Source organism: Mucilaginibacter ximonensis (assembly GCF_042686265.1).
Classification (GTDB): domain Bacteria; phylum Bacteroidota; class Bacteroidia; order Sphingobacteriales; family Sphingobacteriaceae; genus Mucilaginibacter; species Mucilaginibacter ximonensis.
In genome coordinates, this window is record NZ_JBHUPD010000002.1 from 57156 (window position 1) to 80484 (window position 23329).

A 23329-nucleotide genomic window follows, 5' to 3' on the forward strand; every position below is an offset into this window, starting at 1 on the left:
TTGAATATTAAATATTTTACTTTACCTTGCGGTAAATAACAATTAATTATAATGGCAACAGGAACAGTAAAATTTTTTAATGAGTCAAAAGGTTTCGGCTTTATCAAAACTGATAGCGGCGAAGAGATCTTTGTACACGTATCAGGCTTGATCGACAAAGTTCGTGAAAACGACGAAGTAACCTACGAGGCTCAACAAGGCAGAAAAGGCCTTAACGCGGTAAATGTAAAATTAGCTTAAAACTATATATATTAATCGTATTCAAAAGCCCGGTTGCAGTTTGCAACCGGGCTTTTTGTTTAATGTAAATATTCTAAGTTGTCATCCTGAGCACCGCGAAGGATCTTATAAAAGCGCATAAGATTTTTCACTTCGTCAAGAGAATAGCTCCTCACTCCGTTCAGAATGACAGCTCTATTTAAAAAAGAAATTATTGATTATTATATCCCCAGCGCCTCGCAAGCCTTCTCAGCAGCAAGCTTTTCAGCGTTTTTCTTGCTGAATTCTTTGCCCAGGCCCATAATCTGCCCATCAACACTGGCTTGTACGGTGAAAAGTTTAGTATTCTCGCCGTCTCCGTTCTCAACCAGATCGAATGTAATGTCTTTACTATGGCGCTGGCACCATTCAATAAGTTTGCTTTTGAAATTGGTTTCGGTTTGCTCAAGGGTATGGATATCCACGTGAGCTTTGATGATGTTATTTACCAGGAAACTTTTGGTAAAATCGTAACCTTTATCCAAATACACGGCGCCAATAAGGGCCTCGAAAGCATCGCCCAGTAGCGAGCCCTGCCGGGTTGGGCCCAGCGCCCGGTTATCATATTCTATCAGCTGTTCAAAACCAAGCTTGCGGGCCAACTGATTCAGGTTATTGCGGCTTACAATTTTTGAACGCAGTTCGGTTAAAAAACCCTCATCCTCGTAAGGGTAAAGTTTAAAAAGCACTTCAGCTACAACGCTGCCTAAAACGGCATCGCCTAAAAATTCCAGACGCTCATTACTGTTCTTAACTCCCTTTTTTACGTTTTGTGCGGCTGACTTATGGCGAAAAGCCAACCGGTATAAAGACAAATTGCCCGGCACAAAGCCGAGCAAATTCTTTAATACTTTAACGTATTTTCTGTTTGGAGAAAAGTAAAGTTTATATATCCGACCAACAGGCATCCACTAGTTATTCTTCGTACTTTTTAAATATTACCGAAGCATTGTGGCCGCCGAAACCGAAGCCATTGCTTTGCACAACGCTAACGTCGCGTTTTTGAGCCTTATTAAATGTAAAGTTCAATTTTGGATCAAAGGTTGGATCGTCCGTGAAATGGTTAATGGTTGGTGGGATGATACCGTGGTTGAGTGCAAGAATTGAAGCAATAGCTTCAACCGCGCCAGCGGCACCTAATAAATGGCCCGTCATTGATTTGGTAGAGCTTATATTGATACGATAAGCGTGTTCGCCAAATACATCCTGTATTGCCTTAATTTCCTGCGGGTCGCCAATAGGAGTTGATGTGCCGTGGACATTTACATAATCAATATCGGCCGGAGTGATACCTGCATCTTCCTGAGCGGCGCGCATTACAAAAGCAGCACCTAAACCTTCAGGGTGAGGAGCAGTCATGTGATAGGCATCAGCACTCATCCCGCCGCCTATCATTTCGGCATATATTTTAGCGCCACGTGCTTTTGCATGTTCCAGTTCTTCCAGAATGATGGTACCAGCACCTTCACCAGCTACAAAACCATCGCGATCCAGGTCAAACGGACGTGAAGCCGTTGCCGGGTCATCGTTACGTACAGAAAGCGCGTGCATAGCGTTAAATCCGCCTATACCGGCCTCATTAATAATTGCTTCAGACCCACCGCTGATAAACATATTAGCTTTACCCAAACGGATATAGTTAAATGAATCAATCAATGAATTGTTTGAAGATGCACAGGCCGAAACTGTAGAGAAGTTTGGTCCACGCAGACCATATTTTATAGAGATATGACCGGGAGCAATATCAGCTATCATTTTAGGAATAAAGAACGGATTGAAACGCGGAGTACCATCGCCTTTGGCAAAATTGGTAACCTCATCTAAAAACGTCTTTAAACCACCGATGCCTGAACCCCAGATAACGCCAATGCGGCTCACATCTAACTTAGAAAAATCTAAACCGGCGTCTTTTACTGCCTCTTCTGTGCTAAACAGGGCGTATTGCACAAACGGATCAAGCTTACGCGCATCTTTTCTGCCCAAAAATGCATCTGCATCAAAGCCTTTAACTTCGCACGCAAATTTAGTTTTGAACAAGGTAGTGTCGAAACTCTTGATCAAAGCAGCGCCACTTACTCCATTAACCAACCCGTTCCAGTACTCTGAAACTGTATTGCCAATTGGAGTAAGTGCCCCTAGCCCGGTTACTACAACTCGTTTAAACTCCATCTAATTGAATTAAGGAGAGCTTATTTAACGTTTTTTTCAAGGTAAGCTACGGCTTGACCTACAGTGCCGATAGTTTCAGCTTGATCGTCAGGTATAGCCACATTAAATTCTTTTTCAAACTCCATGATAAGTTCCACGGTGTCTAAAGAGTCAGCACCAAGATCATTGGTGAAGCTAGCCTCAGGTGTAACTTCACTTTCGTCAACACCTAATTTTTCCACGATAATAGCTTTTACTCTTGAAGCGATATCAGACATAGTTTTATTGTTTAATGATTAATAATTTCAGTGCAAAGAAAAATAAAATCTGTTAAATATCAAATCTAAAACTTTTTACTGTTGATGGGTAACAAATTTTAAAAGCAAAAGGTTTCAATTTGTATTTTTGCTGGGCGCAAATGTAATCATAATTGAACAAGAAATTTTTAAAGTTTGAGATTGATCTTGATTTTGTACTCATTGCAGTTACAACATCGCTAAAAGATTATCGCATTTGTTACCTTATTAACAAGTGTTTAAACTTTAATTTTGTTAAAGGCGACGACCTGGAGGTTGACATTCATCATGGTGAAGAGCCGTCATTCTTCTCGTTTTACACTTACCACTGGGAATCAAGCGAAACAGACTTTTTTTTTATAGGTAATAAAGGCAGCGAAGGCTATTTGATACCTGAAATGAAAAAGGCCGATTTTTTTCTGATGATTAAAAATTATATCGATGACAATGATCTTGAAAACATTATTACGGGCCTTAATAAGATACCCGAAATTGTAACAGCTATAAAGATTGACCCTAAAAAAATAAAATCACGCGAAAATCTCTTATTTTAGCGCCAAATTTGAATAATACCATTCTGCACATCTGATTTACAGGATGTACACCAATAAAAAGAGAACCCCAAAAAGAACTATGAACATACCTTATAACCGTACCAAGATTGTTGCCACGATGGGGCCTGCAAGCTCCAAGAAAGAAACCTTGTTGGCGATGATTAAGGCCGGCGTAAACGTTTGCCGTCTTAATTTTTCGCATGGAAAACCTGAGGATCACAAAAAATTTGTCGACCTGATCAGGGAAATCAACGAGCAGCACAAAACCAACGTAGCCATTTTGGCCGACTTGCAGGGACCAAAAATTCGTATTGGTTTAGTAAAAGATGGTGGCATACACTTAATAAACGGTACACATATTAATATTACTACCCAAGAGTGCGTTGGCGACGATAACCGGATTTACATTACTTATGAGGCTTTCCCTCAGGATGTACAGGCTAACGAGATCATTTTGTTAGATGACGGAAAGATACAGATGCGCGTTTTAGAAACCAACAAAGTTGATACTGTAGTTTGCGAGGTTGTACATGGTGGTATCCTTACCTCTCGCAAAGGTGTTAATCTTCCAAACACTAAAGTTTCTATTCCGAGCTTAACTGAAGAAGATTTAGAGAACCTGCAGTATGCACTGGAGTGGGATCTTGATTGGATCGGCCTTTCTTTCGTGCGTAACGCCGGCGACATCATAGATTTGAAACAAGTGATTGCCCGCAGCGGTAAAGCAGCCAAAGTAATTGCTAAAATTGAGAAGCCTGAGGCTATCGAAAATATCGACGAGATCATTGCCGCTACTGACGGCATCATGGTTGCCCGTGGTGACCTGGGAGTTGAATTACCTTTAGAAGAAGTTCCGCTGTTGCAAAAAATGATTGCCCGCAAAAGCCGTGCGGCCGGAAAACCGGTTATCGTAGCTACGCAGATGCTGGAATCAATGATTACCACCCCACGCCCAACCCGTGCAGAGGTGAATGATGTTGCCAACTCGGTATTAGACGGTGCCGACGCGGTGATGCTGAGCGGCGAGACCTCAGTTGGTGAGTTCCCGCTGATTGTTATTGAAACAATGGCTAAAATTGTGCGTAACGTTGAAGAGTTGGGCTACCCTTACCATTTGGAGAGAGATGCTAACCCTGAAGCCAACCCGGCCAGCCATTTAAGCGACGCAGTTTGCCAGTCGGCCGCTTATTTAGCTGACCATACCAATGCTGCAGGTATTGTATCAATGACTACTTCGGGCTATACTGCTTATGAAATATCAAGCTATCGCCCCAAAGCGCTTACCTTTATCTTTACCGCTAATAAACACTTGTTAAATGCGTTGAGCCTTGTTTGGGGTGTGCGTACTTTCTACTACGACAAAGTAGAGAGCACCGACCAAACCATTGCCGATGTAAACAACCTGCTAAAAGCTGAAGGCCTGGTTAAAACTGGTGACGTTGTAATTAATACGGCAGCTATACCAATTGTTAACCACGGTAAAACCAATATGCTGAAAGTAACCGTGATTGAATAATCACACCAACGGTATAATAAAAAAGGGCTAAATATCAATTGATATTCAGCCCTTTTTGCTTCCGGCATTTTAGTAGATGCCGGCCTGGCACACCAAATTGTCTATTTTAGACGGCCCGCCGAAGTAATAATCCAGATATATTCTCACAATCCTCATATCTTTTTAATTTTTGTTGTTGCTTTGATGTGACTGCTAAACACGTTTAAGGTTTAAACATAGCGCTTTAACAATTTATTGTCAATATACTAACTTAAATTTAACAGCGCAATTATTTGTATCTTTTAAAAATTCTGCCAATTACAGGTCATTTAATTATATTAGGGGAGTTAACCCTAATTAGCTAGTGATTAAACCAGTGTTGAAGCATGTCCTGATGACATGCATGGCGCTTTTCTGCGCCGGGATATCGTGTGCACAAGATAAACAGGACCCACCCGAGGTGGTGAGCAAACAGACAGATGCCAAAGAGATCATCAGCAATTTTTTTAGAGGCAAAGCTCGTCAGGATACATCGGGCAACGTCAAGACCCATTCTAACTTTTCCACACTGCCTTCGGCAGGGTATAATCCCAGCATTGGCTTTGTCATAGGTGTAACGTCAACCGGTGGCCATACGTTCGGCAACCCCAAAACAACCACATTTTCTGTAGTAAACGCCAATGCTTACATTTCTACAAAGGGCCTGATGACCTTTGAAGCCAAGAACAACATTTTTACCAACGACGACCTCTATAACTTACAGGGCGGTATACAAGCTGGCAAAACCGTTGCATTAGATTATGGCGCAGGCACGGGCCACATGGCACAGGGCGACGGCAGCTTTTCGTTCAATAATTTGCCGCTGGATAACAACCCTGACGTGTTCCCGATTAAATTCAGTTATTTGAAAATTACAGAGCGTATTTATCGAAAGTTATTTGAGCATGTGTACGCAGGAGCAGGAGTCATATTCAATAATTATAGTAATATTGACGATGAACGCCAAATGGGTCCCCGACCCGACACCCATAACTTTCGCTATAGCCGCATGAACCACTTCCCTACCTCTGGTTATTCGGCCAATGGTTTGTTGTTTAATATGGAGTACAACTCTCGCGATCATTTAAATCAGCCGCACACCGGTATGTATGCCGATGTGGTACTACGTCTCAACGAGCGATGGCTGGGCAGTGAGCATAAATCAGTACAAATAAAAACTGAGCTACGTAAATATTGGACTCTTTCAAAAAAAAGCCCGGAGCATTTGATAGCCTTTTGGTACTGGGGTTGTTACCTGTTAAACGGCACCCTGCCTTATCTTGAACTGCCGGGCACTGGCAGCGATGCTGCTAACCGCATTGGCAGGGCTTACACGATAGGCCGCTTTAAAGGTCCTTCATTTGCTTATTCAGAAGCCGAGTATCGTTTCCCCTTATGCAATAGCCAATTATTCGGAGGTGTGCTTTTTGCCAATGCCGAGACGGCCAGCAATACCCGTAATATTAAAGTGGGCGAATTTATTGAGCCAGGAGCCGGCGTTGGATTGCGGATACTGTTTAACAAATACTCGCGCTCTAATTTATGTATTGATTACGGAATGGGCAATTATGGCTCGAAAGGGATATTCCTGGGCTTAAACGAAGTGTTTTAGAACCATCTATATAACGCAAAAGCGGGTTTGACATGATGTCAAACCCGCTTTTTTATTTTGTATGGGAGTAAATCTTAATGATTCAATCTGCCTTCGCTGGCATCAATTGATGAGATACCTGCTTCAGGCAAGCTGCGGTGCGGGCGGGTTAAAAAAGGCGACTCTTGTGTAAAAACACCTTTTATTAATAAAGCCAATCCTAACAAAAAGTGTGGCCAAAAAACCTCATTGCAAAAAGCGTAGGTAAAAGGCAGACACATCAGGAATGAACCCATTAAAACGTCAACCAAATTGTGCATTTGTGCAGGCAAAACATTAAGCTGTCTGAAACCAAGCGGGTTTTGGCTAAATATAGCCATGATCAATGTTAACCAACCTAAATAAATTGGCAATAACACAGCGCCTGCATTAGTAGCATGCGTAAATCCAAATGCCCAGGGCGATGCTATAAGCACCAGAGCTATAACATAGTTTAAAACTCCGAAAGCTGTTTTTGAAATGAAAGGTTTCATTATATGTTGATGTTAATGTTTGTCTTAGCGGCAAAATTAATAATTTATGTATAACATCATTGTTTAATTTAAAAAAATGACGCGCTAAGCTTCTGCCTGTTTTTTATTGGTCAATTTTGAGGCCACAAATGCAAACAGGCCTAATACTAACCCAAATGCCACACCAAATGCTGGTCCGTATACCAACATCATGCGACGCGGATGGATGCCTCTGTACATATTTACCATATCGGCGTGATGGGCCGCATAGCTGTCATAAAAATAAATATGCGCAGCTGTTATCCAAACGCAGTTAATCAAGCTTACGCAAAACCCATGTAAGAAATATTTACCAGGCGCCGCCCTTGCAATCACAATGGCGCAAAATACAAATATCACTATCCAAAACAACGGCTCGGCCCGCTCAGGCACCAGTGAGATGGTAGCAAAAGCCATGATAAGGCCAAATACCGATAATTGAAAAATGAGTTTCCAGTTCATAACATGGTTAATTTTGGGTACTTAAATATAACCTATTTTGGTTGATCAAGCTATGCAAATAAAAAAAGAACAGTGCCCGCGAGGAAATTTGATCAATAAAGCGTTTTGGTCATCACAAACCTTACTGGTGCGGTGTACGAGGTTCTTACTGCCTTTCCGTCTTTTATGCCGGGGTTCCATTTAGGCGATAATGACACTACACGTAACGCTTCGCGTTTTAAGGTTTCGCTCGGGCCGCGTACGGCTTTGATATTTGACAGAGAACCATCCGGCTCAACTACAAAAACTACTACTACATTACCTTGCACCCGCGACTCCATATCAACCGCAGGATAATGCACTATACCACCTATAAATTTGTAAAAGGCACCCATACCGCCGGGAAATTCGGGTTGTTTGTCAACTGTTGTATAAATGGTATCTGTAGCCGATGCTTTGTGAACTGTACAATTAACTTTTGTCTTTGCCGATAACGACATCGTCATTAAAAAAATGAACGGCAACACTAAAGTATATTTAGCAAGCGGCATTAATAAACTATTGGTTTTCTTTTGCATCGTAGATTTGGTTTAGGTAGATGATTTAATTAATGATCGACCTAAATTTAGAAATTAATTCCAAATCACTCCAACAAAAAAGCCTGCGACCAATTAATCGCAGGCTTTCCAGTTATGAAGGGTTCAGATAGGTTATTTCTTTTTCTTGGTAGTAATAATGATTACGCCGTTTTTACCGGCATCGCCATATAAAGCTTTAGCACTTTCATCTTTCAAAATGCTTACCGCGTCAATGTCTTGCGGAGCAATTTTAGGTATAGATTTGCCAGGCAGGTATTTTACATTATCAATTACATAAAGTGGCCTGTTGGCGTCGTTTGTTTGCTTCAATAATTTATTTATCTCAACTTTAGCAGTACCGTCATACTGCTCTTCCAAGGTGAAGTTTATGGGTACAGTGTACGATGTTCTGACCGGTTTGTTATTGTTGTCCATACCCGGCGTCCATTTAGGCGACAGCATTAATACTCTTACCGCCTCTGCATTCATGGTCGCTGAAGGTCCCCTCACAGCTTTAATATCCGATAGCGTTCCGTCTTTTTCAACAATGAATGTACAAAACACCTTTCCTGAAACACCATTTTCCCGGTCTTCCTTCGGATATTTAATTTTCTCAGACAGAAACTTACCAAAGGCTTCTAATCCTCCCGGAAACATTGGCGCTTTTCCCGATACCGTGCTGTAAACCTGATTATCGGCATCAGGCAAAGTAAAGCTCACCGGCACAGTGAATGATACTCTTACCACATGGCCATTCTGAACGCCCGGCTTCCATTTAGGAGATTTTAAAAGTGCATTTACTGCGGCTTGTTTAAGCGTTTCACTTGGCCCGCGTATAGCTTTGATATCAGACAGGCTGCCATCTTTTTCAACAATAAAACTTGCAAAAACTCTACCTTCTACTTTATTGGCCTTATCGATAGCAGGATAGGTGATATTATCTGCTAAAAACCTACCGAATGCCTGTAAACCACCCGGAAATTCAGGAATGTGTTCAACTACCGCGAAAACTCTATTATCAGGCAAGGTGTCAGTATTTGCCTTGACAACTGTATTTATGGCTGACGGTTTTCCGGCAACTACCTTGTTTTCGGCAGGGATCTCTCCGTTGTTATCATTACCGCCAATCATATCTGTAGCAGGCGTTTGCAATACTTTCTCTGTTTTTTTGCTGATAACATTAACTGCTTTGCTGTTTTTTACGGTTGCCGATGACAGGATCATCATCAAAACAAACAAGGGGGCAGACAGACCATACTTAGCCAGCATGATTCTGTGCGATTTATTTTTTTGTAACATCTTAATACGTTTTTTTAATAAACTGTGATTATAAAATGGGATAACCAGGTTATGGGTATCGGTTTCAAAAGTTTGGCTTAATAGCAGCAGGGCATAATCTACTTTGTCGGCACCGCGCTCAATTACCTGCCGGTCGGCAATAAACTCGTGGATATATTTTATGGCAAAGCGATACAGGTAAACCACGGGGTTGAACCAGTTAACAATCATTACCATTTCAATGATCATTACATCTACCGAATGCCATTGCGTAGCGTGCACAGCTTCGTGCTCGGCAATTACTGCTGATTGTGATACGTTTTCGCCCAGGCTTATCTTTTTAAAAAATGAGTAAGCTGCAGATGGCGACGGCTCATTAATGGCTTTTTTGAGAACTAACAACTGCCAGCCCAAACGTATAATTAAGAATAACGTGACCGTAATGTAAATGGCATTAACTATTTGGCCAAATGTAATTCCCGACTGTTTTGCCGACACCACAAATCCGGGCGTCAACATGAGTGTGCCACCGTAAACCGTTCGTTGTACCTGCTGGGTAATAAACAGGTTAGTCACCCAATCTGCCTGAATAAGCGGGATCAGGAACGATAATAATGAAGCCGCCACCAGGTAAACCCTGTTCAGCTGAAAAAAGGTTTCCTTACGTAACAGCAGGGCATAAAAGCCAAAAAACAGTATTAGGTAAAAGTTTACCAGCAATAAATAATGCCACCAGGTCATAGCTATTGTTTTTTAAGTTTTTCAATCAGTTTCATGATCTCATCAGCTTCTTTAAGGTTTATCTTTTCCTTTTTCACGAAATACGAGAACATGTGTTTTACAGAATTATCAAAATATCCGCTCATCAATTTATCGGTAGCAAAGCTCTGGTACTGCTCTTTGCTGATGATTGGGTAATACTCGTGACTTTTACCATGTGCCGTATAAGCCACAAAGCCCTTGGCCTCCAGAATGCGTATAATGGTTGATACCGTATTGTACGCCGGCTTGGGCTCGGGCAGGTGCTCCATCACATCTTTTACAAAGCCTTTTTTAAGTTGCCAAAGTATTTGCATCAATTGTTCTTCGGCGCGGGTTAACTCTTTTATTTCCATTGATATTATATTTAAGGGTACAGCTGTTTTTAATTTTAAACTAAGTTATTAGTTATATTTGATATCTGCAACTAATTTTTTAGTTAATTTTTAATTGAACATATTTTCATCATATTCGTTGCTATTCTTTTACTACGAATAAACTTAAATGGATATTACTTTTCATGGCGCTGCACGTAACGTTACCGGCAGCAAACACTTAATACATACACAAAACGGCACCAGCATTTTGCTGGACTGCGGCATGTTTCAAGGTTTAGGCGAAAATACCGAGAGCCTGAATGAGCATTTTGGCTTTAACCCCAAAAAACTGGATTATATGATCCTGTCGCACGCACATATTGATCATTGCGGATTAATACCGAGACTGGTAGCCGAAGGCTTTAACGGGCCCATATTTTGTACTTCGGCCACAATGGACCTGGCCCGTATCCTGCTGCTTGACTCGGCCAAAATCCAGATGAGCGACGTGGAGTACAGCAACAAGCATCGCCAAAGAAAAGGCCTGCCCCTGCTTGAGCCGTTATACACTGACGAGCAAGCCATGGAGGCGCTTCGCCTGTTTAAAATTGTGGAGTATCATGAAGAATATGCCATTACTCCTGATATTAAGTTCCACTTTACTGATGCCGGGCACATCGTAGGCAGTTGCGCCGTGCACCTGGCTATTACAGAAAACGGCAAACAAACCCACATTACTTTTAGCGGTGACGTTGGCCGTTATGGCGATTTATTACTTAAAAGCCCGCAACGCTTTACGCAGGCAGACTATATTATCCTTGAATCAACCTATGGCGACTCGTTGCACAAAGAGCTGGAGCCTATTGAAAATGCATTGCTTGAGGTAATTAAAGAAACCTGCTTAACAAAAAAAGGCAAAGTGATTATTCCCGCATTTAGCGTGGGCCGCACCCAGGAGCTTTTATATGCGCTAAATGGCCTGGAGCTAAAAGGCATTTTACCAGATGTACCGTATTACGTCGACAGCCCCTTGTCTGACAAGGCAACTCAGGTGTTAAAAGATCACCCCGAGGTATATAATAACGGCGTAAAACAGGTTTTAAAGATAGACGAAGACCCGTTTGCTTTTAAAGGCTTGCGTTTTGTACAATCAACCGAAGAATCTATCGCTTTAAATGATGACCCGCGGCCTTGCGTAATCATTTCATCATCAGGCATGGCCGAGGCCGGCCGGGTAAAACACCATATTAAAAACAACATCGACAATCCAAAAACTACCATACTTATTGTAGGTTATTGCGAACCGAGTTCATTAGGCGGCCATTTGGTGCATGGCGATAAAGAGGTTTATATTTTTGGTGAAAGGTATGATGTTAAAGCCGAAGTTCGCTCCATCAAATCTATGAGCGCCCACGGCGATTATGAGGATCTGCTGCACTTTCTGCAATGCCAGGACCCGGAGAAAGTGAAAAAGATTTTCCTGGTACATGGTGAGTATGAGGTACAAAAAAACTTTGCACAACGCTTAAAAGATCAGGGCTATCATAACGTAGAGATACCCTATCAGCATCAAAAGATTGGACTATAGCCCCACCCAGACCCTCCCCGGGAGGGAGGTCTTTAAAAATTATATTTTAAAAGTCTCCCCTACTGGGGGAGATTTAGAGGGGGCTTCGTATCTTCGTCAAAAAACTATCATTATCATGAACGCATATAGCTTCGTACAACACCTGCACTCGGGTTTCAGGTACATTGTCCTGGTATTATTTATTTATGCTATAATTTCGGCTTTTATTGGCTGGCTGGGTAACAGGCCGTATACAAACGGCAACAGGTTAACCAATTTGTTTGCCATGATATCGGCACATACACAATTGTTAATTGGTATTGTATTATACTTTTTAAGTCCGCTGGTGGCGTTTAACAGTACCACCATGAAAGACCCGATAACCCGTTACTTCACCGTTGAGCACTGGGTAATGATGGTTATTGCCATAGCCATAATTACCGTTGGCCACAGCAAATCTAAAAAGCTGACAAAAGCCCAGGATAAGCACAAAATTATTGCGCTGTTTTACACCTTAGCACTGCTAATTATAATTGGCGCTTTGGCTGCGGGCAAAATTTCTATCTTAAAATAAGTTTGAAAAAAATATAAAAAAAATTTGCGGTTTCAATTTTCTTTCTAAATTTGCGTCCACGATGATCAAAAAAACAAATAACAAAAGCTGGTGGCACCTTGTAAAAGGCAGCCGGACGATGTTTTGATCAAAGCAAACTAATCAATTGTAAACCTAATACAAAGACCCGGCAACCCTCATTTGCCGGGTCTTTTGTTTTACAGCACATTTTTAAAACACACATTTGAAATAACAACAAATGAAAAAGTATAAAATTAATACCACCTACAAACAACAACTTGCCGACACCACTACGCCGGTAAGCGTATACCTTCGGTTAAGAGATGTCTTCCCTAATTCATTGTTGTTAGAGAGTTCTGACTATCACAGTCGCGAAAACAGCACCAGCTACGTATGTTGCGACCCTATAGCCGGACTGATATTGGAAGACGGCCGTTTAACTAAAAGCTATCCTGACGGAACACAAGAAACCCTTGAAGCCGGAAAGTTTGAGCTGATTGGGCAGATTAACGAATTTTTAAACAGCTTTGAAACAGCTACTGCACCGGTAAAGATAGCCGCCAACGGTTTGTTTGGTTATTTTACACACGAGGCCGTTGAGCATTTTGAGACCATTAAGTTAAAGCAAAGCGATAATACCGAGCGCAAAATCCCGACGATGCAATACAACATCTACCGCTATATCATTGCGATAGATCACTTTAAAAATGAACTATACATCTTCCATAATCAGCCTGAAAACGATACCGACACAACAGGCTTGGACAAAATTCATGACCTGATCAAGAATAAAAACTTCCCGGAATATAGTTTCCAAAGCAAATTCGAGGAAAAGTCAAACATCACCAACGAGGATTTTATTGCGATAGTTGAGAAAATGAAACAGCACATTTATCGTGGTGATGTTTTTCAGATTGTTCCTTCAAGAGCTTTTTCAAAACAGTTTACCGGCGACGAGTTTAATGTTTATCGTGCACTGCGCTCCATTAATCCATCGCCCTATTTGTTTTATTTCGACTACGGCAATTTCAGGATTTTCGGCTCATCACCTGAGGCACAGATCACTATTAAAGACCGTCGTGCTACCATTTACCCTATTGCGGGTACATTTAAACGTACCGGGGATGATGAGAAGGATGCCGAACTGGCTTACAGCTTAAAAAACGACCCGAAAGAGTCTGCCGAACACGTGATGCTGGTTGACTTGGCCCGTAACGATTTAAGCCGCCATTGCGATCATGTCGAAGTAAAAGCTTTTAAAGAAGTTCAATACTACTCGCACTTGATCCACCTGGTATCTATGGTAAGCGGTCAGCTGCTGCCTGATGTACCTACGTTTAAAGTTGTGGCAGACACCTTCCCGGCAGGTACGCTAAGCGGCGCACCAAAATATCGCGCTATGGAAATTATTGACGAGAATGAGAATATTAAACGCAGCTTTTACAGCGGCGCCATTGGCTATCTGGGTTTTAACGGCGATTTTAACCATGCCATCATGATCCGCTCGTTTTTAAGTAAAAACAATACCCTGCACTATCAGGCCGGTGCGGGCATTGTGGCGGGCTCTGTACCTGAAAGCGAACTTAATGAGGTGAACAACAAAATAGCGGCACTGCGCCGTGCGCTTGAATTGGCCGAAGAATTGTAAAACCCTTTGTAACAAACTTGTAACAAATAAATCTATAACAACGTAATAACTGCTCCCCCTGTTAATTAAAGAGAAGGCGAGGTGAAATATGGCAAACAAAATATTAATTATCGACAACTACGACTCGTTCACGTACAACCTTGTACACCTGGTAAATGAAATTGGCCTGCAATGCGACGTTTGGAGAAACGATCAGTTTAAACTGGAAGACGTTGACGCCTACGACAAGATTATACTTTCACCCGGCCCGGGTATCCCTTCTGAGGCTGGATTATTATTGAAAGTGATTGAAAGATATGCTCCCACAAAAAGTATTTTCGGTGTATGCCTGGGCCAACAGGCCATTGCAGAGGTATTTGGCGGGACTTTATATAACCTGAAGCAACCCATGCACGGCATTGCCACCCCAATTGTAGTAACTGACAACAGCGAGCGCTTATTCAACGGCCTGCCGCACGAGTTTAAAGTAGGTCGCTACCATTCATGGGTAGTTGATGGCAAAAGCATGCCCGAGGTACTAACCGTGACCGCTGTTGATGAAACCGATAATTCTGTAATGGCTTTGCGCCACACCCAATATGACGTGCGTGGCGTGCAGTTTCACCCTGAGTCGATATTAACAGAGTTTGGTAAGGAGATGATGAAAAATTGGTTAGGTGTCGATCAATCAAAAAATGGTAATTTAGCCGGCGCTAATAACATCGTTTACAACTAAGCACACGGCCCCGCAAGTGGGCTGGGATCTATGAATATCCTCGATAAAATTGTACTGAACAAAAAGGCTGAGGTTGCCGAAGCCAAAAAAAATACCAGCATTAAAGAGTTAGAGTCATCGGCTTTATTCGGCCGCGACAGTTACTCTTTTAAAGAGTTTTTAACTGCGCCCAACCGCACTGGTATTATAGCTGAGTTTAAGCGCCGTTCGCCCTCAAAAGGCATTATTAATGACCAGGCAGGGGTTGAGGCTGTAACTACCGCTTATGCTGCGGCAGGAGCTTCTGCCTTGTCTGTTTTGACCGATAAAGATTTCTTTATGGGCACCCAAGCCGATTTGCACAAGGCCCGGCAAGCTAACCAAATCCCAATCTTGCGTAAGGATTTTATGATCGATGAGTTTCAGATCATCGAGGCAAAATCATTAGGTGCAGACATCATTTTGCTGATAGCCGCTATTTTGACTCCAAAAGAAATAGATGCACTGGCAAAACAGGCAAAAAGCCTTGGGCTAAATGTATTGTTGGAGGTGCATAACCTGGAAGAGCTGGAGCGCAGCATTAATCCAAATCTTGACGCCATTGGTGTAAATAATCGTAACCTGGCCGATTTTACCGTATCTGTAGAAACCTCATACCAACTGGCTGAACATATTCCGGCTGAGTTTATGAAGATATCTGAAAGCGCCATTAGCAATCCCGAGACGATTAAAGGATTGAAACAAGCCGGATTTAACGGATTTTTAATTGGCGAGAATTTTATGAAGCAGGCAGACCCGGGTGCGGCGATGGCTGAGTTTGTGAAAGCGCTGTAAGATTTGCTTCGATATAATTTACAGGAGGCTCCTAATGGAGCCTTTTTTGTTGGTTTGATTTCTATAAACACGGGGCTCCTACGGAGCCTGATTGGCGGATCATTCGTTAGATTGAATACCAATATAAACCTGACCCATAAGATAGCTCCGTAGGAGCATCCTGTTTATAGCATCAATCACATGAGATTTTTGACTCCAGAGGAGTCTCGCCTTTTATCTATCTTTGATATAACCAAAATGCTATGAGCGCGCAAATTCACGACGATAAAGTTTTTGAAGATATCACCTTCGACAAAGGGGCCATTCGCAATGCCGAATACAACAACTGTATCTTTAAAAAATGCGACCTGAGCGAATGCGAATTTGCGGTAACCAAATTTATTGATTGTGTGTTCGAAAACTGCAACTTATCTATGCTTAAGCTGGAGCGTTGCACACTTAATGACGTCGCCTTTAAACATTGCAAATTGCTGGGCGTTAACTTTAGCCGTTGCGAGGACTTTTTATTCACTGTCAGGTTTGAATCCTGTATTTTAGACTATGCCTCGTTTATGGGTAAAAAGATGCCTAAGACGCGTTTCGCTAAAACATCACTTAAAGAAACCACTTTTACCCAAGCTACTCTTACAGGTTCTGTGTTTGACGAGTGTAACCTGGCTGATACTGTTTTCAGGCAGACTGACCTGACCGCGGTAAACTTCTCGACGGCCCTAAACTACATCATCGACCCCGAACTGAATACCATGAACAAAGCCATCTTCCCGGCTCATGGACTCGAAGGTTTGCTCTATAAGTATAATCTGAAAATTGTTTAACCTTATTGCTGTATATTCTTATCGGCAAAATCAAATACCTTTTTCAACAGCGGCGTAGTACGGGTACCACCCAGATTTTTTCGAATCTCGACTTCCTGGGCAGCAATCTCAATGAACAGGCCCTCGATAGCTTTTTGGGTAGTATAATTGGCAATATCCGGATTAACTTTCCGAACAAATGGAATCTTATTGTAAGTATCGGCCAAAGTGCCGTAGTATCGGGTAGCATTTACTTTATCTAAACTCACCTTAATAACGTGTTGAAATTTGGCTGTAAGATCATTGGTAGTACTCCGTTTAAAATATTGTGTAGCCGCATCCTGCTGTTGCGCGAGCAAAATGTCTGTCACGTCTTTTAACGTCATTTTTTTGATAGCATCTACAAAGATCGGCGCGGCTTGTTTAGCGGCATCTTCGGCAGCCCGGTTTAGCGATAAAATGGCGTCATCACAAACTTTGTTAAGACCCATTTTGCGTAGCGTACGCTCAGCCTTTGCAGCCTCGGGCGGAAGCAGGATTTTTACTGCAGCGTCGCCAAAAAAACCGTTGACGGCTGACAATTTAGTTGCACTTTTAACAGCGCCTTGCTGCAAGGCCTGTTTTAAAGCATTACCGATTTCGAGATTAGAAGGAATGATCTGGGCCAGGCCTGACAATGTCAAACCGATAACCAATACAGGCAACAACAGCAATGATTTTTTCATGGCTGCAAATTAGTAAAATCAAAATTGATTATGCGCCTACCGTGCGCAATAAGGCAAATAATAAACCTGCAATAAGTGCAGAAATAGGGATGGTGATAATCCAGGCCCAAACCAGATTAATGGTAACACCCCACCGAACCGCCGATACACGCTTGGTTAAACCAACACCGATAATTGAACCGGTAATAGTGTGCGTAGTTGATACCGGGATACCAAAATGCTCTGTAAAGCCCAGTGTTACGGCAGCAGCAGTCTCAGCGCTCACACCTTCAAGCGGCGTGATCTTGGTAATCTTGCTGCCCATTGTTTTCACAATCTTCCAGCCGCCGGACATAGTACCCAGGGCAATTGCCGAATAACATGCAAGCGGTATCCACTCGGGCATAGCCGCGCCAGCGCCAATAATTTTTGACGCAATAAGCGACAGGTACAAAATACCCATTACCTTTTGCGCATCGTTGGTACCATGAGCAAAACTTAATAAAGCCGACGATATCAGCTGCAAGGCTTTGAACCATCGCTCGGCCGCCGCAGGGCGGGCGTTTTTACAGATATGCAGAATGATAATGGTAATGATGTAGGCAATAATCAAACCTATAAAAGGCGCCAGCACGATATAAAGGACAATAGGGATAATGTAATGCATGTTGACCGCTAAAAAAGCATTGGTACCCATGTAAATGGCTTTAGTCATGCCGGCTCCGGCAAAACCGCCAATCAAAGTGTGCGAAGAGCTTGACGGGATACCAAACCACCAGGTGGTCAGGTTCCAGGTGATAGCGGCTAATAAACCGGCCAATATCACATGCATGTCCACAAAATCGGCAAAAACTATCTTGGATATAAAGTTGGCAACCTTATGATCTTTAACCACAAAATAAGCCAGGAAGTTAAAGGCTGCCGCCCACAAAACAGCCTGAAACGGTGTTAACACTTTGGTTGACACAATGGTAGCCACAGAGTTGGCCGCGTCATGAAAACCGTTGGTATAGTCAAATATCAGCCCCAGCGCAACTACAAATACTAAAAGGGTAGTAACCATTTTACTTAGGCGTTTTTAACTAAAATAGATTCCATAACGTCTGCCGCATCCTCGCACATATCAGTAGCGGTTTCAAGCGCAGAGTATATTTCTTTATATTTTATTAAACGGATAGCGTCTTTTTCGTAAAGGAACAAGTCGGCAACGGCGCGGTCAAATACATAGTCGGCCTGGTTTTCAACACTGTTAATGCGGATGCATGAATCGGCAATGGCACGAACGTTTTTAAGGTCCTTCAGTTCGCGCACGGCTTTTTCCAGATCGCCGCTGGCCTGCAATACCAATTCAGACAATTTGCGGATATGTTCATTGTAATCCTCAATACGATACAGGTTCATGCGGTTAGCAGCGCCTTGTATATAATCGGCAACGTCGTCAATAGCACTGGTCAGAGCGTGAATATCTTCGCGATCAAACGGAGTGATAAAGTTTTTGCTCAGCTCCAGATAAACCTGGTGTGTAATCTCGTCGCCACGATTTTCCAGCTTGTCAATTTGTTTAAATAACTCTTCGCGGGTAGCCGGGTTATTGCTGTTTACGGTCTCTACCAAAATAGTAGCCATAGCTACCACGTTGGCTGATGCCTGCTCGAACAGCGGGAAAAATACCTTTTTGTCTTTAGGAACGAAATATTGGAAAATGCTATTTAACGACATAATTATACAATGTGCTTCAAAGGTACGTTTGCAATGTTAAGTTAATGTTAACTTTTTAGTATCGGAATATGGGGAAACGGCATGTTTTGCTTGGCCTTTTGCAGCGTAAAGCCAAAGGTTGAGCCCACGCCTTCTGTGCTGCGTACGTTAATAGTTTGTTGATGCGCTTCAACAATATGTTTAACAATGGCCAAACCGAGGCCTGAACCCCCAATTTGCCGCGAACGGCTGGTATCTGTGCGAAAAAAACGCTCAAACAACCTTGGCAGGTACTTTTCTTCAATGCCGATACCATCGTCAGTTACTTCAATCAATACTTGGTCGTGCAAATCAAACAGTGTTATCCAGGTGTTACCGCCTTCTTTGCCATATTTAAATGAGTTATCAATAAGATTAGTCAGCACTTGCGTAATTTTCTGACGATCGGCAGTTACCAGTATAGGTTCATCATATTTTTGTTTAAATATTAACTTAATATTATGCTGCTTACCTTTCAGTTCTAATGATTCCATGACCTCTTTGATCAAGTCGTTGATCTTAAACTTTGTATAGTTGATCGGCAACTCGCCCGACTCCAGCTTTGATATCTCATCCAAATCCTGAATCAAATAGCTTAGGCGGTCTACGTTTTTTGAAGCTTTATCTAAAAACTGACGAGCCATGTCTTTATCCTCGAAATCGTCATCCTGCAAAGCTTCAATATAACCCTGGATGGCAAAAAGCGGAGTCTTGAACTCGTGCGAAATATTTGACAGAAAATCGCGTCTGAATTTCTCTTGCGTACGCAACATATCAATCTCAATTTTCTTCTCTCGCGCCCACTCCTCTACTTCCTGTTGCACATCATTGATCGGGTCTGAGCTCATGTGCTCACCCAGGGCCTCGCGCAGATCGCGACCCAGTTTCAGGTTATGGATCAACTTGTATATAAGCTTAATCTTAGAGTAGACATACTTTTCTATCAGCCAGTAAAAAACTATAAAACTTGATATAATGGTGGCCACAAACGTAATGGCCATGTCGTAAAACTTATGCTGAAAGTAAAAGTTAACAGCTGATATGGTGATAGCCACCGCCAGCGCGTTGATGAAAACCAATACACGTAATTTCATAAAGTAAAGTTACAGTTTTGTAACTGATTACGGTATGGGCAATATTGAGGTGATGTTAAGAGAGGGTTATTAAATTGAGATTTAACATAGTTGTCATCCGGAGCGAAAGCGAAGGATCTTATACGCTTTGCTTGATCGCTTATACAAGATTCTTCGCTAGCGCTCAGAATGACAGGGCGGTAAACCGTTGATGACAAGTAGTGTTATTTCGGCCTGCTTAATAAATTCACAAACAACCGATATGCTCCCGGAACACCGGCAGGCAACTCGCGGAAGAAATCCAGGGAGGTATAAACATACCGGCCCTTACCATAATCGGCCACTATTAATGAACCGGGATTTTGTGCTTCGCCTGGGTCGCCCATGCTAAGTATTTTATGATAATGGCTGTCAATGTTACTGGTAAAGTACAATCCGCGTTCCTGTATCCAGCCGTCAAAATCGGCATTGTTGATCTTATTGGGATAGTTCAACACACTATGATCCGGGTCAAGAAAGGTAACCCTGGCATTTTCGTCGGTAACACGTTCATTAACTACCTTAAACGAATACGGACCCAGATCTTTCATTACCAAGCCCTGATATACATTGTATTGAACTACCATATTACCGCCATTATTTACATAGGCCAACAGCTTAGGCTGCTCAACTACCAGCCGCGGATTAACATTGTAAGCACGTACGCCCACCACAATAGCATCATAAACTGAAAGATCAGTATTCATCACATCGTTCTCCGTCAACTGGTGTACATCATAACCCACCTGGGTTAACGCCTCAGGCACCAGATCGCCGGCGCCGGCTATGTAGCCTATATGTTTACCTGCAGTTTTTAAGTCAATATTGATAAGCTTGGCTTCAGCCGGCGGGAATAATGTTATAGCCGGTATATGATCATAACTAATACGCTGTATACCTAACGACCAGTCTTTACCTTTGGTGGTAACTACAGCTTTTAAAATGTCTGTTTGCTGTTTACTGCCGGTAGGCTCCAAAGTAAAGCTCTCTACCCATTCGGCGCCTTTTGGTTTATTTTCAAACTTTATTTCTTGCGGACTTATTTTCCAGCCCGACGGCGCATGCAGTTTGATGCTTCCGCTGGCGTTAGTAAAGCTTTGCAGTTTTACCTGCACAGTTTGCGGCTGGCGGCTGTTAAAAATATAGTCTTTGCTTAAAATATTGGCTGTTACCGGCGGCGCCACAACAACCGGCGCATAGATCTCGCCCTTAGCCGGGTCGACATATTTATACATGATCTTGCGCTCATAAGTCACTTTTTTGCCACCCATGTTGAATGAGAACCAGGCTCTCGGATAGTCCATATTTTCAGGATTACCGGCCAGGGTATCGTCAGGCAAAGTATAAGTACCCAAACTATGCGGACTCTCCAGCCAATAGGGTTGGCTTAGTCTGGCTGCAATCTTGCCCGCTCCTCTGTTTATAGTGTCTTTAAGCAATTGGCCTGGAACCAAAACGTGCCCGCGCCTGTCCTCGTAGGTGTTAGCATACTTAGGGGTGGTTCTGATCTCCATTTCCGGGATAGGCAGCAAATAAGGTGTGTATACCTGAGAGGTTATGCTAATGCTGTCGCCCACGGCGTAAGCAGGCTGCATGGCGTAGGCCTCAAACCACAATCCCGCGCAAGCGGTAATCAGGTCTTTAAGTTCTTTTGATTTCTGGTCGCGCCAGTATGCGTCTTTGATAGCGCCAACCCGGGCCAAAACATCAATTAATGCCGGTACAGAGCTTTGCGGGTTTTCGCGGTCAAAATTCTTTTTAATAAAATTTATCTGTTCAGCAATGGGTGCGCCGCCTTCTACACGTGTCCATGTGGTGTTGATGCCCGATGTCAGGCTATCTTTTGGCGTATCTCCCAAAATAGTTTTAAAATATTCGTAAGAAACGCCCCGGGTTTTAGCCGTACCGAAGCCTTGCGTCTTATGATTTGAGCGGCTATCGGCAGCAATCTCACCATAACCCTTGCCTAACGTAGCGTTATAAACGCCGATATCAATTTTAAACTGGTTAGGCGCCGTGGTATTTACTGAGCCAAAACTAAAGGTGTTCCAAAGTAAGCGTCGGGCTTGCCAGGTTTGTACATACTTTAACTGCTCAGGAAAACGTTTAGGATCAGCTGCGGCAGTAAAAGCTTCCTGTGCTATGATAGCCGATGAGGTATGATGCCCATGACCGCCTTCGCCTGTTGTGGGGAAACGGCAAATAATCACATCGGGCCTAAACCGGCGTATTACCCAAACCACATCGCCGAGTATCTTTTCATGATCCCATATTTTCAAAGTTTCTTCAGGGCCCTTTGAAAAACCGAAGTCATTTGCACGCGTAAAAAACTGTTCGGCTCCATCAACTCTGCGTGCAGCCAAAAGCTCCTGTGTACGTATTAAACCCAATAAGTCGCCCTGTTCATTTCCAATCAGATTCTGGCCACCATCGCCACGGGTTAATGCAAGATACCCGGTGCGGTAATGTTTCTCCTGCGCCAGATAGGCCAGCAACTTGGTATTCTCGTCGTCAGGATGAGCGGCTACATACAATACGCTGCCCAATACATTTAACTTATCTAAACTTTGCTGAATGGTTGCCAGATCGGCAGGCGGATTGGTTTGTGAGAAAGCCCGATTAATAGTAAAAAACAGGGCGGCGAATAATATGAAACGCTTCATAACCAAATATAACACGATTAATGGATTAACGCCATTATGGATTTAAATCGTTTTTAATGAGAAGATTAATTTTTTAATAAACAATAAACCGTACCCCCCTCAGTTATTTTGCTACCTGCACCTCAATACTCACCGATACATCATTACTCATTACCAAACTTTTACTGCCGATATTAAAATCAAGTCGGTTCAGTTTGAGCCCACCTTTAAAAGTGGCCGAATTGCCATCAGCGGTATAGGTGAATGGCACCTCAAACTGCTTGGTTTGGTTTTTTATTGTCAGGTTAAACTGCCCCACGTAGTTGCTACCGCTTTTATGTTTTAACGAGATAGACTTCATGGTGATAGTCGGATATTTATCAGCATCAAAATATTCGTCGCTGCGCAGATGGCTATCGCGCAGGTCGTTATCCGTATTAATCGATTTTACGTCTAATGTGGCCTCAATAGAGCTTGTTTCGGGCTTGTTAGGGTCAAAATTAATATTGGCCTGCAGCGCACTGAAAGAACCACCGGTTTTAACACCCAGGTTTTTAAGTTGAAATTTGATATCGGTTTTTAAAATATTGCTTTTTTGTGCTAACGCGATATTGACTAACACTAATAAAGGCAGCAGCAGTAAGAAAGTGCGTTTCATATTGCGAATTAACGATGTTTCGGGCTGTTATGGTATTTTATCTTGCTAATTGTTACGTTG

Annotated in this window: 24 protein-coding genes; 10 read left to right on the forward strand and 14 right to left on the reverse strand. The window is 42.6% G+C overall.

Features of this window, described 5'->3' with window-relative positions; genetic code table 11:
* Positions 1–51 precede the first annotated feature (51 nt).
* Positions 52–240, forward strand: a complete 189-nt coding sequence (locus ACFS5N_RS07895; protein ID WP_377184009.1) for a cold-shock protein — start codon at positions 52–54, stop codon at positions 238–240.
* Positions 241–440: 200 nt separating this feature from the next.
* Here ACFS5N_RS07895 and rnc read toward each other — a convergent pair whose 3' ends face one another.
* The 3 genes from rnc to ACFS5N_RS07910 are packed head-to-tail and all read right to left on the reverse strand — an operon-like array spanning position 441 to position 2684.
* The gene (gene rnc, locus ACFS5N_RS07900) at positions 441–1166 is read right to left on the reverse strand and encodes a ribonuclease III (RefSeq protein ID WP_377184011.1); all 726 of its coding nucleotides are present in this window, start codon (positions 1164–1166) and stop codon (positions 441–443) included.
* 7 nt (positions 1167–1173) lie between these two features.
* Positions 1174–2427, reverse strand: coding sequence for a beta-ketoacyl-ACP synthase II (gene fabF / locus ACFS5N_RS07905; protein ID WP_377184013.1), 1254 nt, complete (start codon positions 2425–2427; stop codon positions 1174–1176).
* A gap of 20 nt (positions 2428–2447) precedes the next feature.
* Positions 2448–2684 (reverse strand): acyl carrier protein, encoded by a 237-nt coding sequence (locus ACFS5N_RS07910; RefSeq protein WP_031266521.1) that lies wholly within the window; start codon positions 2682–2684, stop codon positions 2448–2450.
* Between the two features lie 152 nt (positions 2685–2836).
* On the opposite strand from ACFS5N_RS07910, the gene ACFS5N_RS07915 reads away from it, so the two are divergent.
* The 3 genes from ACFS5N_RS07915 (at position 2837) to ACFS5N_RS07925 (ending at position 6402) form a co-directional block, all read left to right on the forward strand.
* Positions 2837–3256: an IPExxxVDY family protein gene (locus tag ACFS5N_RS07915; RefSeq protein ID WP_377184016.1), complete on the forward strand. Its 420-nt coding sequence runs from the start codon at positions 2837–2839 to the stop codon at positions 3254–3256.
* 79 nt (positions 3257–3335) lie between these two features.
* The gene (pyk, locus tag ACFS5N_RS07920) at positions 3336–4772 is read left to right on the forward strand and encodes a pyruvate kinase (protein WP_377184018.1); all 1437 of its coding nucleotides are present in this window, start codon (positions 3336–3338) and stop codon (positions 4770–4772) included.
* A 382-nt stretch (positions 4773–5154) separates the two neighbouring features.
* Positions 5155–6402: a BamA/TamA family outer membrane protein gene (locus ACFS5N_RS07925; RefSeq protein ID WP_377184020.1), complete on the forward strand. Its 1248-nt coding sequence runs from the start codon at positions 5155–5157 to the stop codon at positions 6400–6402.
* 74 nt (positions 6403–6476) lie between these two features.
* Here ACFS5N_RS07925 and ACFS5N_RS07930 read toward each other — a convergent pair whose 3' ends face one another.
* The 5 genes from ACFS5N_RS07930 to ACFS5N_RS07950 all read right to left on the reverse strand — a co-directional run bounded on the left by ACFS5N_RS07930 (position 6477) and on the right by ACFS5N_RS07950 (position 10344).
* Positions 6477–6914: an SPW repeat domain-containing protein gene (locus tag ACFS5N_RS07930; RefSeq protein ID WP_377184022.1), complete on the reverse strand. Its 438-nt coding sequence runs from the start codon at positions 6912–6914 to the stop codon at positions 6477–6479.
* Positions 6915–6998: 84 nt separating this feature from the next.
* Entirely contained in the window at positions 6999–7394 is a 396-nt protein-coding gene (locus ACFS5N_RS07935; RefSeq protein WP_377184024.1) for a hypothetical protein, read from the reverse strand.
* Positions 7395–7486: 92 nt separating this feature from the next.
* Positions 7487–7951 carry an energy transducer TonB gene (locus ACFS5N_RS07940; protein ID WP_377184027.1) on the reverse strand — a complete coding sequence of 155 codons (465 nt, stop codon included), beginning with the start codon at positions 7949–7951 and terminating at the stop codon, positions 7487–7489.
* 132 nt (positions 7952–8083) lie between these two features.
* Entirely contained in the window at positions 8084–9970 is a 1887-nt protein-coding gene (locus ACFS5N_RS07945) for a TonB family protein (RefSeq protein WP_377184030.1), read from the reverse strand.
* 2 nt (positions 9971–9972) lie between these two features.
* Positions 9973–10344 (reverse strand): BlaI/MecI/CopY family transcriptional regulator, encoded by a 372-nt coding sequence (locus ACFS5N_RS07950; RefSeq protein WP_377184032.1) that lies wholly within the window; start codon positions 10342–10344, stop codon positions 9973–9975.
* A 148-nt stretch (positions 10345–10492) separates the two neighbouring features.
* On the opposite strand from ACFS5N_RS07950, the gene ACFS5N_RS07955 reads away from it, so the two are divergent.
* The 6 genes from ACFS5N_RS07955 (at position 10493) to ACFS5N_RS07980 (ending at position 16437) form a co-directional block, all read left to right on the forward strand.
* Positions 10493–11893 carry an MBL fold metallo-hydrolase RNA specificity domain-containing protein gene (locus ACFS5N_RS07955; RefSeq protein WP_377184034.1) on the forward strand — a complete coding sequence of 467 codons (1401 nt, stop codon included), beginning with the start codon at positions 10493–10495 and terminating at the stop codon, positions 11891–11893.
* 115 nt (positions 11894–12008) lie between these two features.
* Complete coding sequence (locus ACFS5N_RS07960; protein ID WP_377184036.1) at positions 12009–12446, forward strand: cytochrome B; 438 nt, start codon at positions 12009–12011, stop codon at positions 12444–12446.
* 238 nt (positions 12447–12684) lie between these two features.
* Positions 12685–14094: an anthranilate synthase component I family protein gene (locus ACFS5N_RS07965; protein ID WP_377184038.1), complete on the forward strand. Its 1410-nt coding sequence runs from the start codon at positions 12685–12687 to the stop codon at positions 14092–14094.
* A gap of 88 nt (positions 14095–14182) precedes the next feature.
* Complete coding sequence (locus ACFS5N_RS07970; RefSeq protein ID WP_377184040.1) at positions 14183–14809, forward strand: anthranilate synthase component II; 627 nt, start codon at positions 14183–14185, stop codon at positions 14807–14809.
* Between the two features lie 30 nt (positions 14810–14839).
* Positions 14840–15622, forward strand: a complete 783-nt coding sequence (gene trpC / locus ACFS5N_RS07975) for an indole-3-glycerol phosphate synthase TrpC (protein ID WP_377184042.1) — start codon at positions 14840–14842, stop codon at positions 15620–15622.
* 242 nt (positions 15623–15864) lie between these two features.
* Positions 15865–16437 (forward strand): pentapeptide repeat-containing protein, encoded by a 573-nt coding sequence (locus ACFS5N_RS07980; RefSeq protein ID WP_377184044.1) that lies wholly within the window; start codon positions 15865–15867, stop codon positions 16435–16437.
* A 2-nt stretch (positions 16438–16439) separates the two neighbouring features.
* Here the strand turns inward: ACFS5N_RS07980 and ACFS5N_RS07985 are convergent, their stop codons facing one another.
* From ACFS5N_RS07985 to ACFS5N_RS08010, 6 genes are all read right to left on the reverse strand, one after another.
* Positions 16440–17141, reverse strand: coding sequence for a DUF4197 domain-containing protein (locus ACFS5N_RS07985; RefSeq protein ID WP_377184047.1), 702 nt, complete (start codon positions 17139–17141; stop codon positions 16440–16442).
* 28 nt (positions 17142–17169) lie between these two features.
* A complete protein-coding gene (locus ACFS5N_RS07990; RefSeq protein WP_377184050.1) occupies positions 17170–18183 on the reverse strand; it encodes an inorganic phosphate transporter in 1014 nt (337 codons plus the stop codon).
* 5 nt (positions 18184–18188) lie between these two features.
* On the reverse strand, positions 18189–18839 hold the full coding sequence (locus ACFS5N_RS07995) for a DUF47 domain-containing protein (RefSeq protein WP_377184052.1): 651 nt from the start codon (positions 18837–18839) through the stop codon (positions 18189–18191).
* A gap of 47 nt (positions 18840–18886) precedes the next feature.
* Complete coding sequence (locus ACFS5N_RS08000) at positions 18887–19951, reverse strand: sensor histidine kinase (protein WP_377184054.1); 1065 nt, start codon at positions 19949–19951, stop codon at positions 18887–18889.
* Positions 19952–20154: 203 nt separating this feature from the next.
* A complete protein-coding gene (locus tag ACFS5N_RS08005) occupies positions 20155–22632 on the reverse strand; it encodes a PIG-L family deacetylase (RefSeq protein ID WP_377184057.1) in 2478 nt (825 codons plus the stop codon).
* Between the two features lie 103 nt (positions 22633–22735).
* Positions 22736–23269, reverse strand: a complete 534-nt coding sequence (locus ACFS5N_RS08010) for a YceI family protein (protein WP_377184060.1) — start codon at positions 23267–23269, stop codon at positions 22736–22738.
* Positions 23270–23329 lie beyond the last annotated feature (60 nt).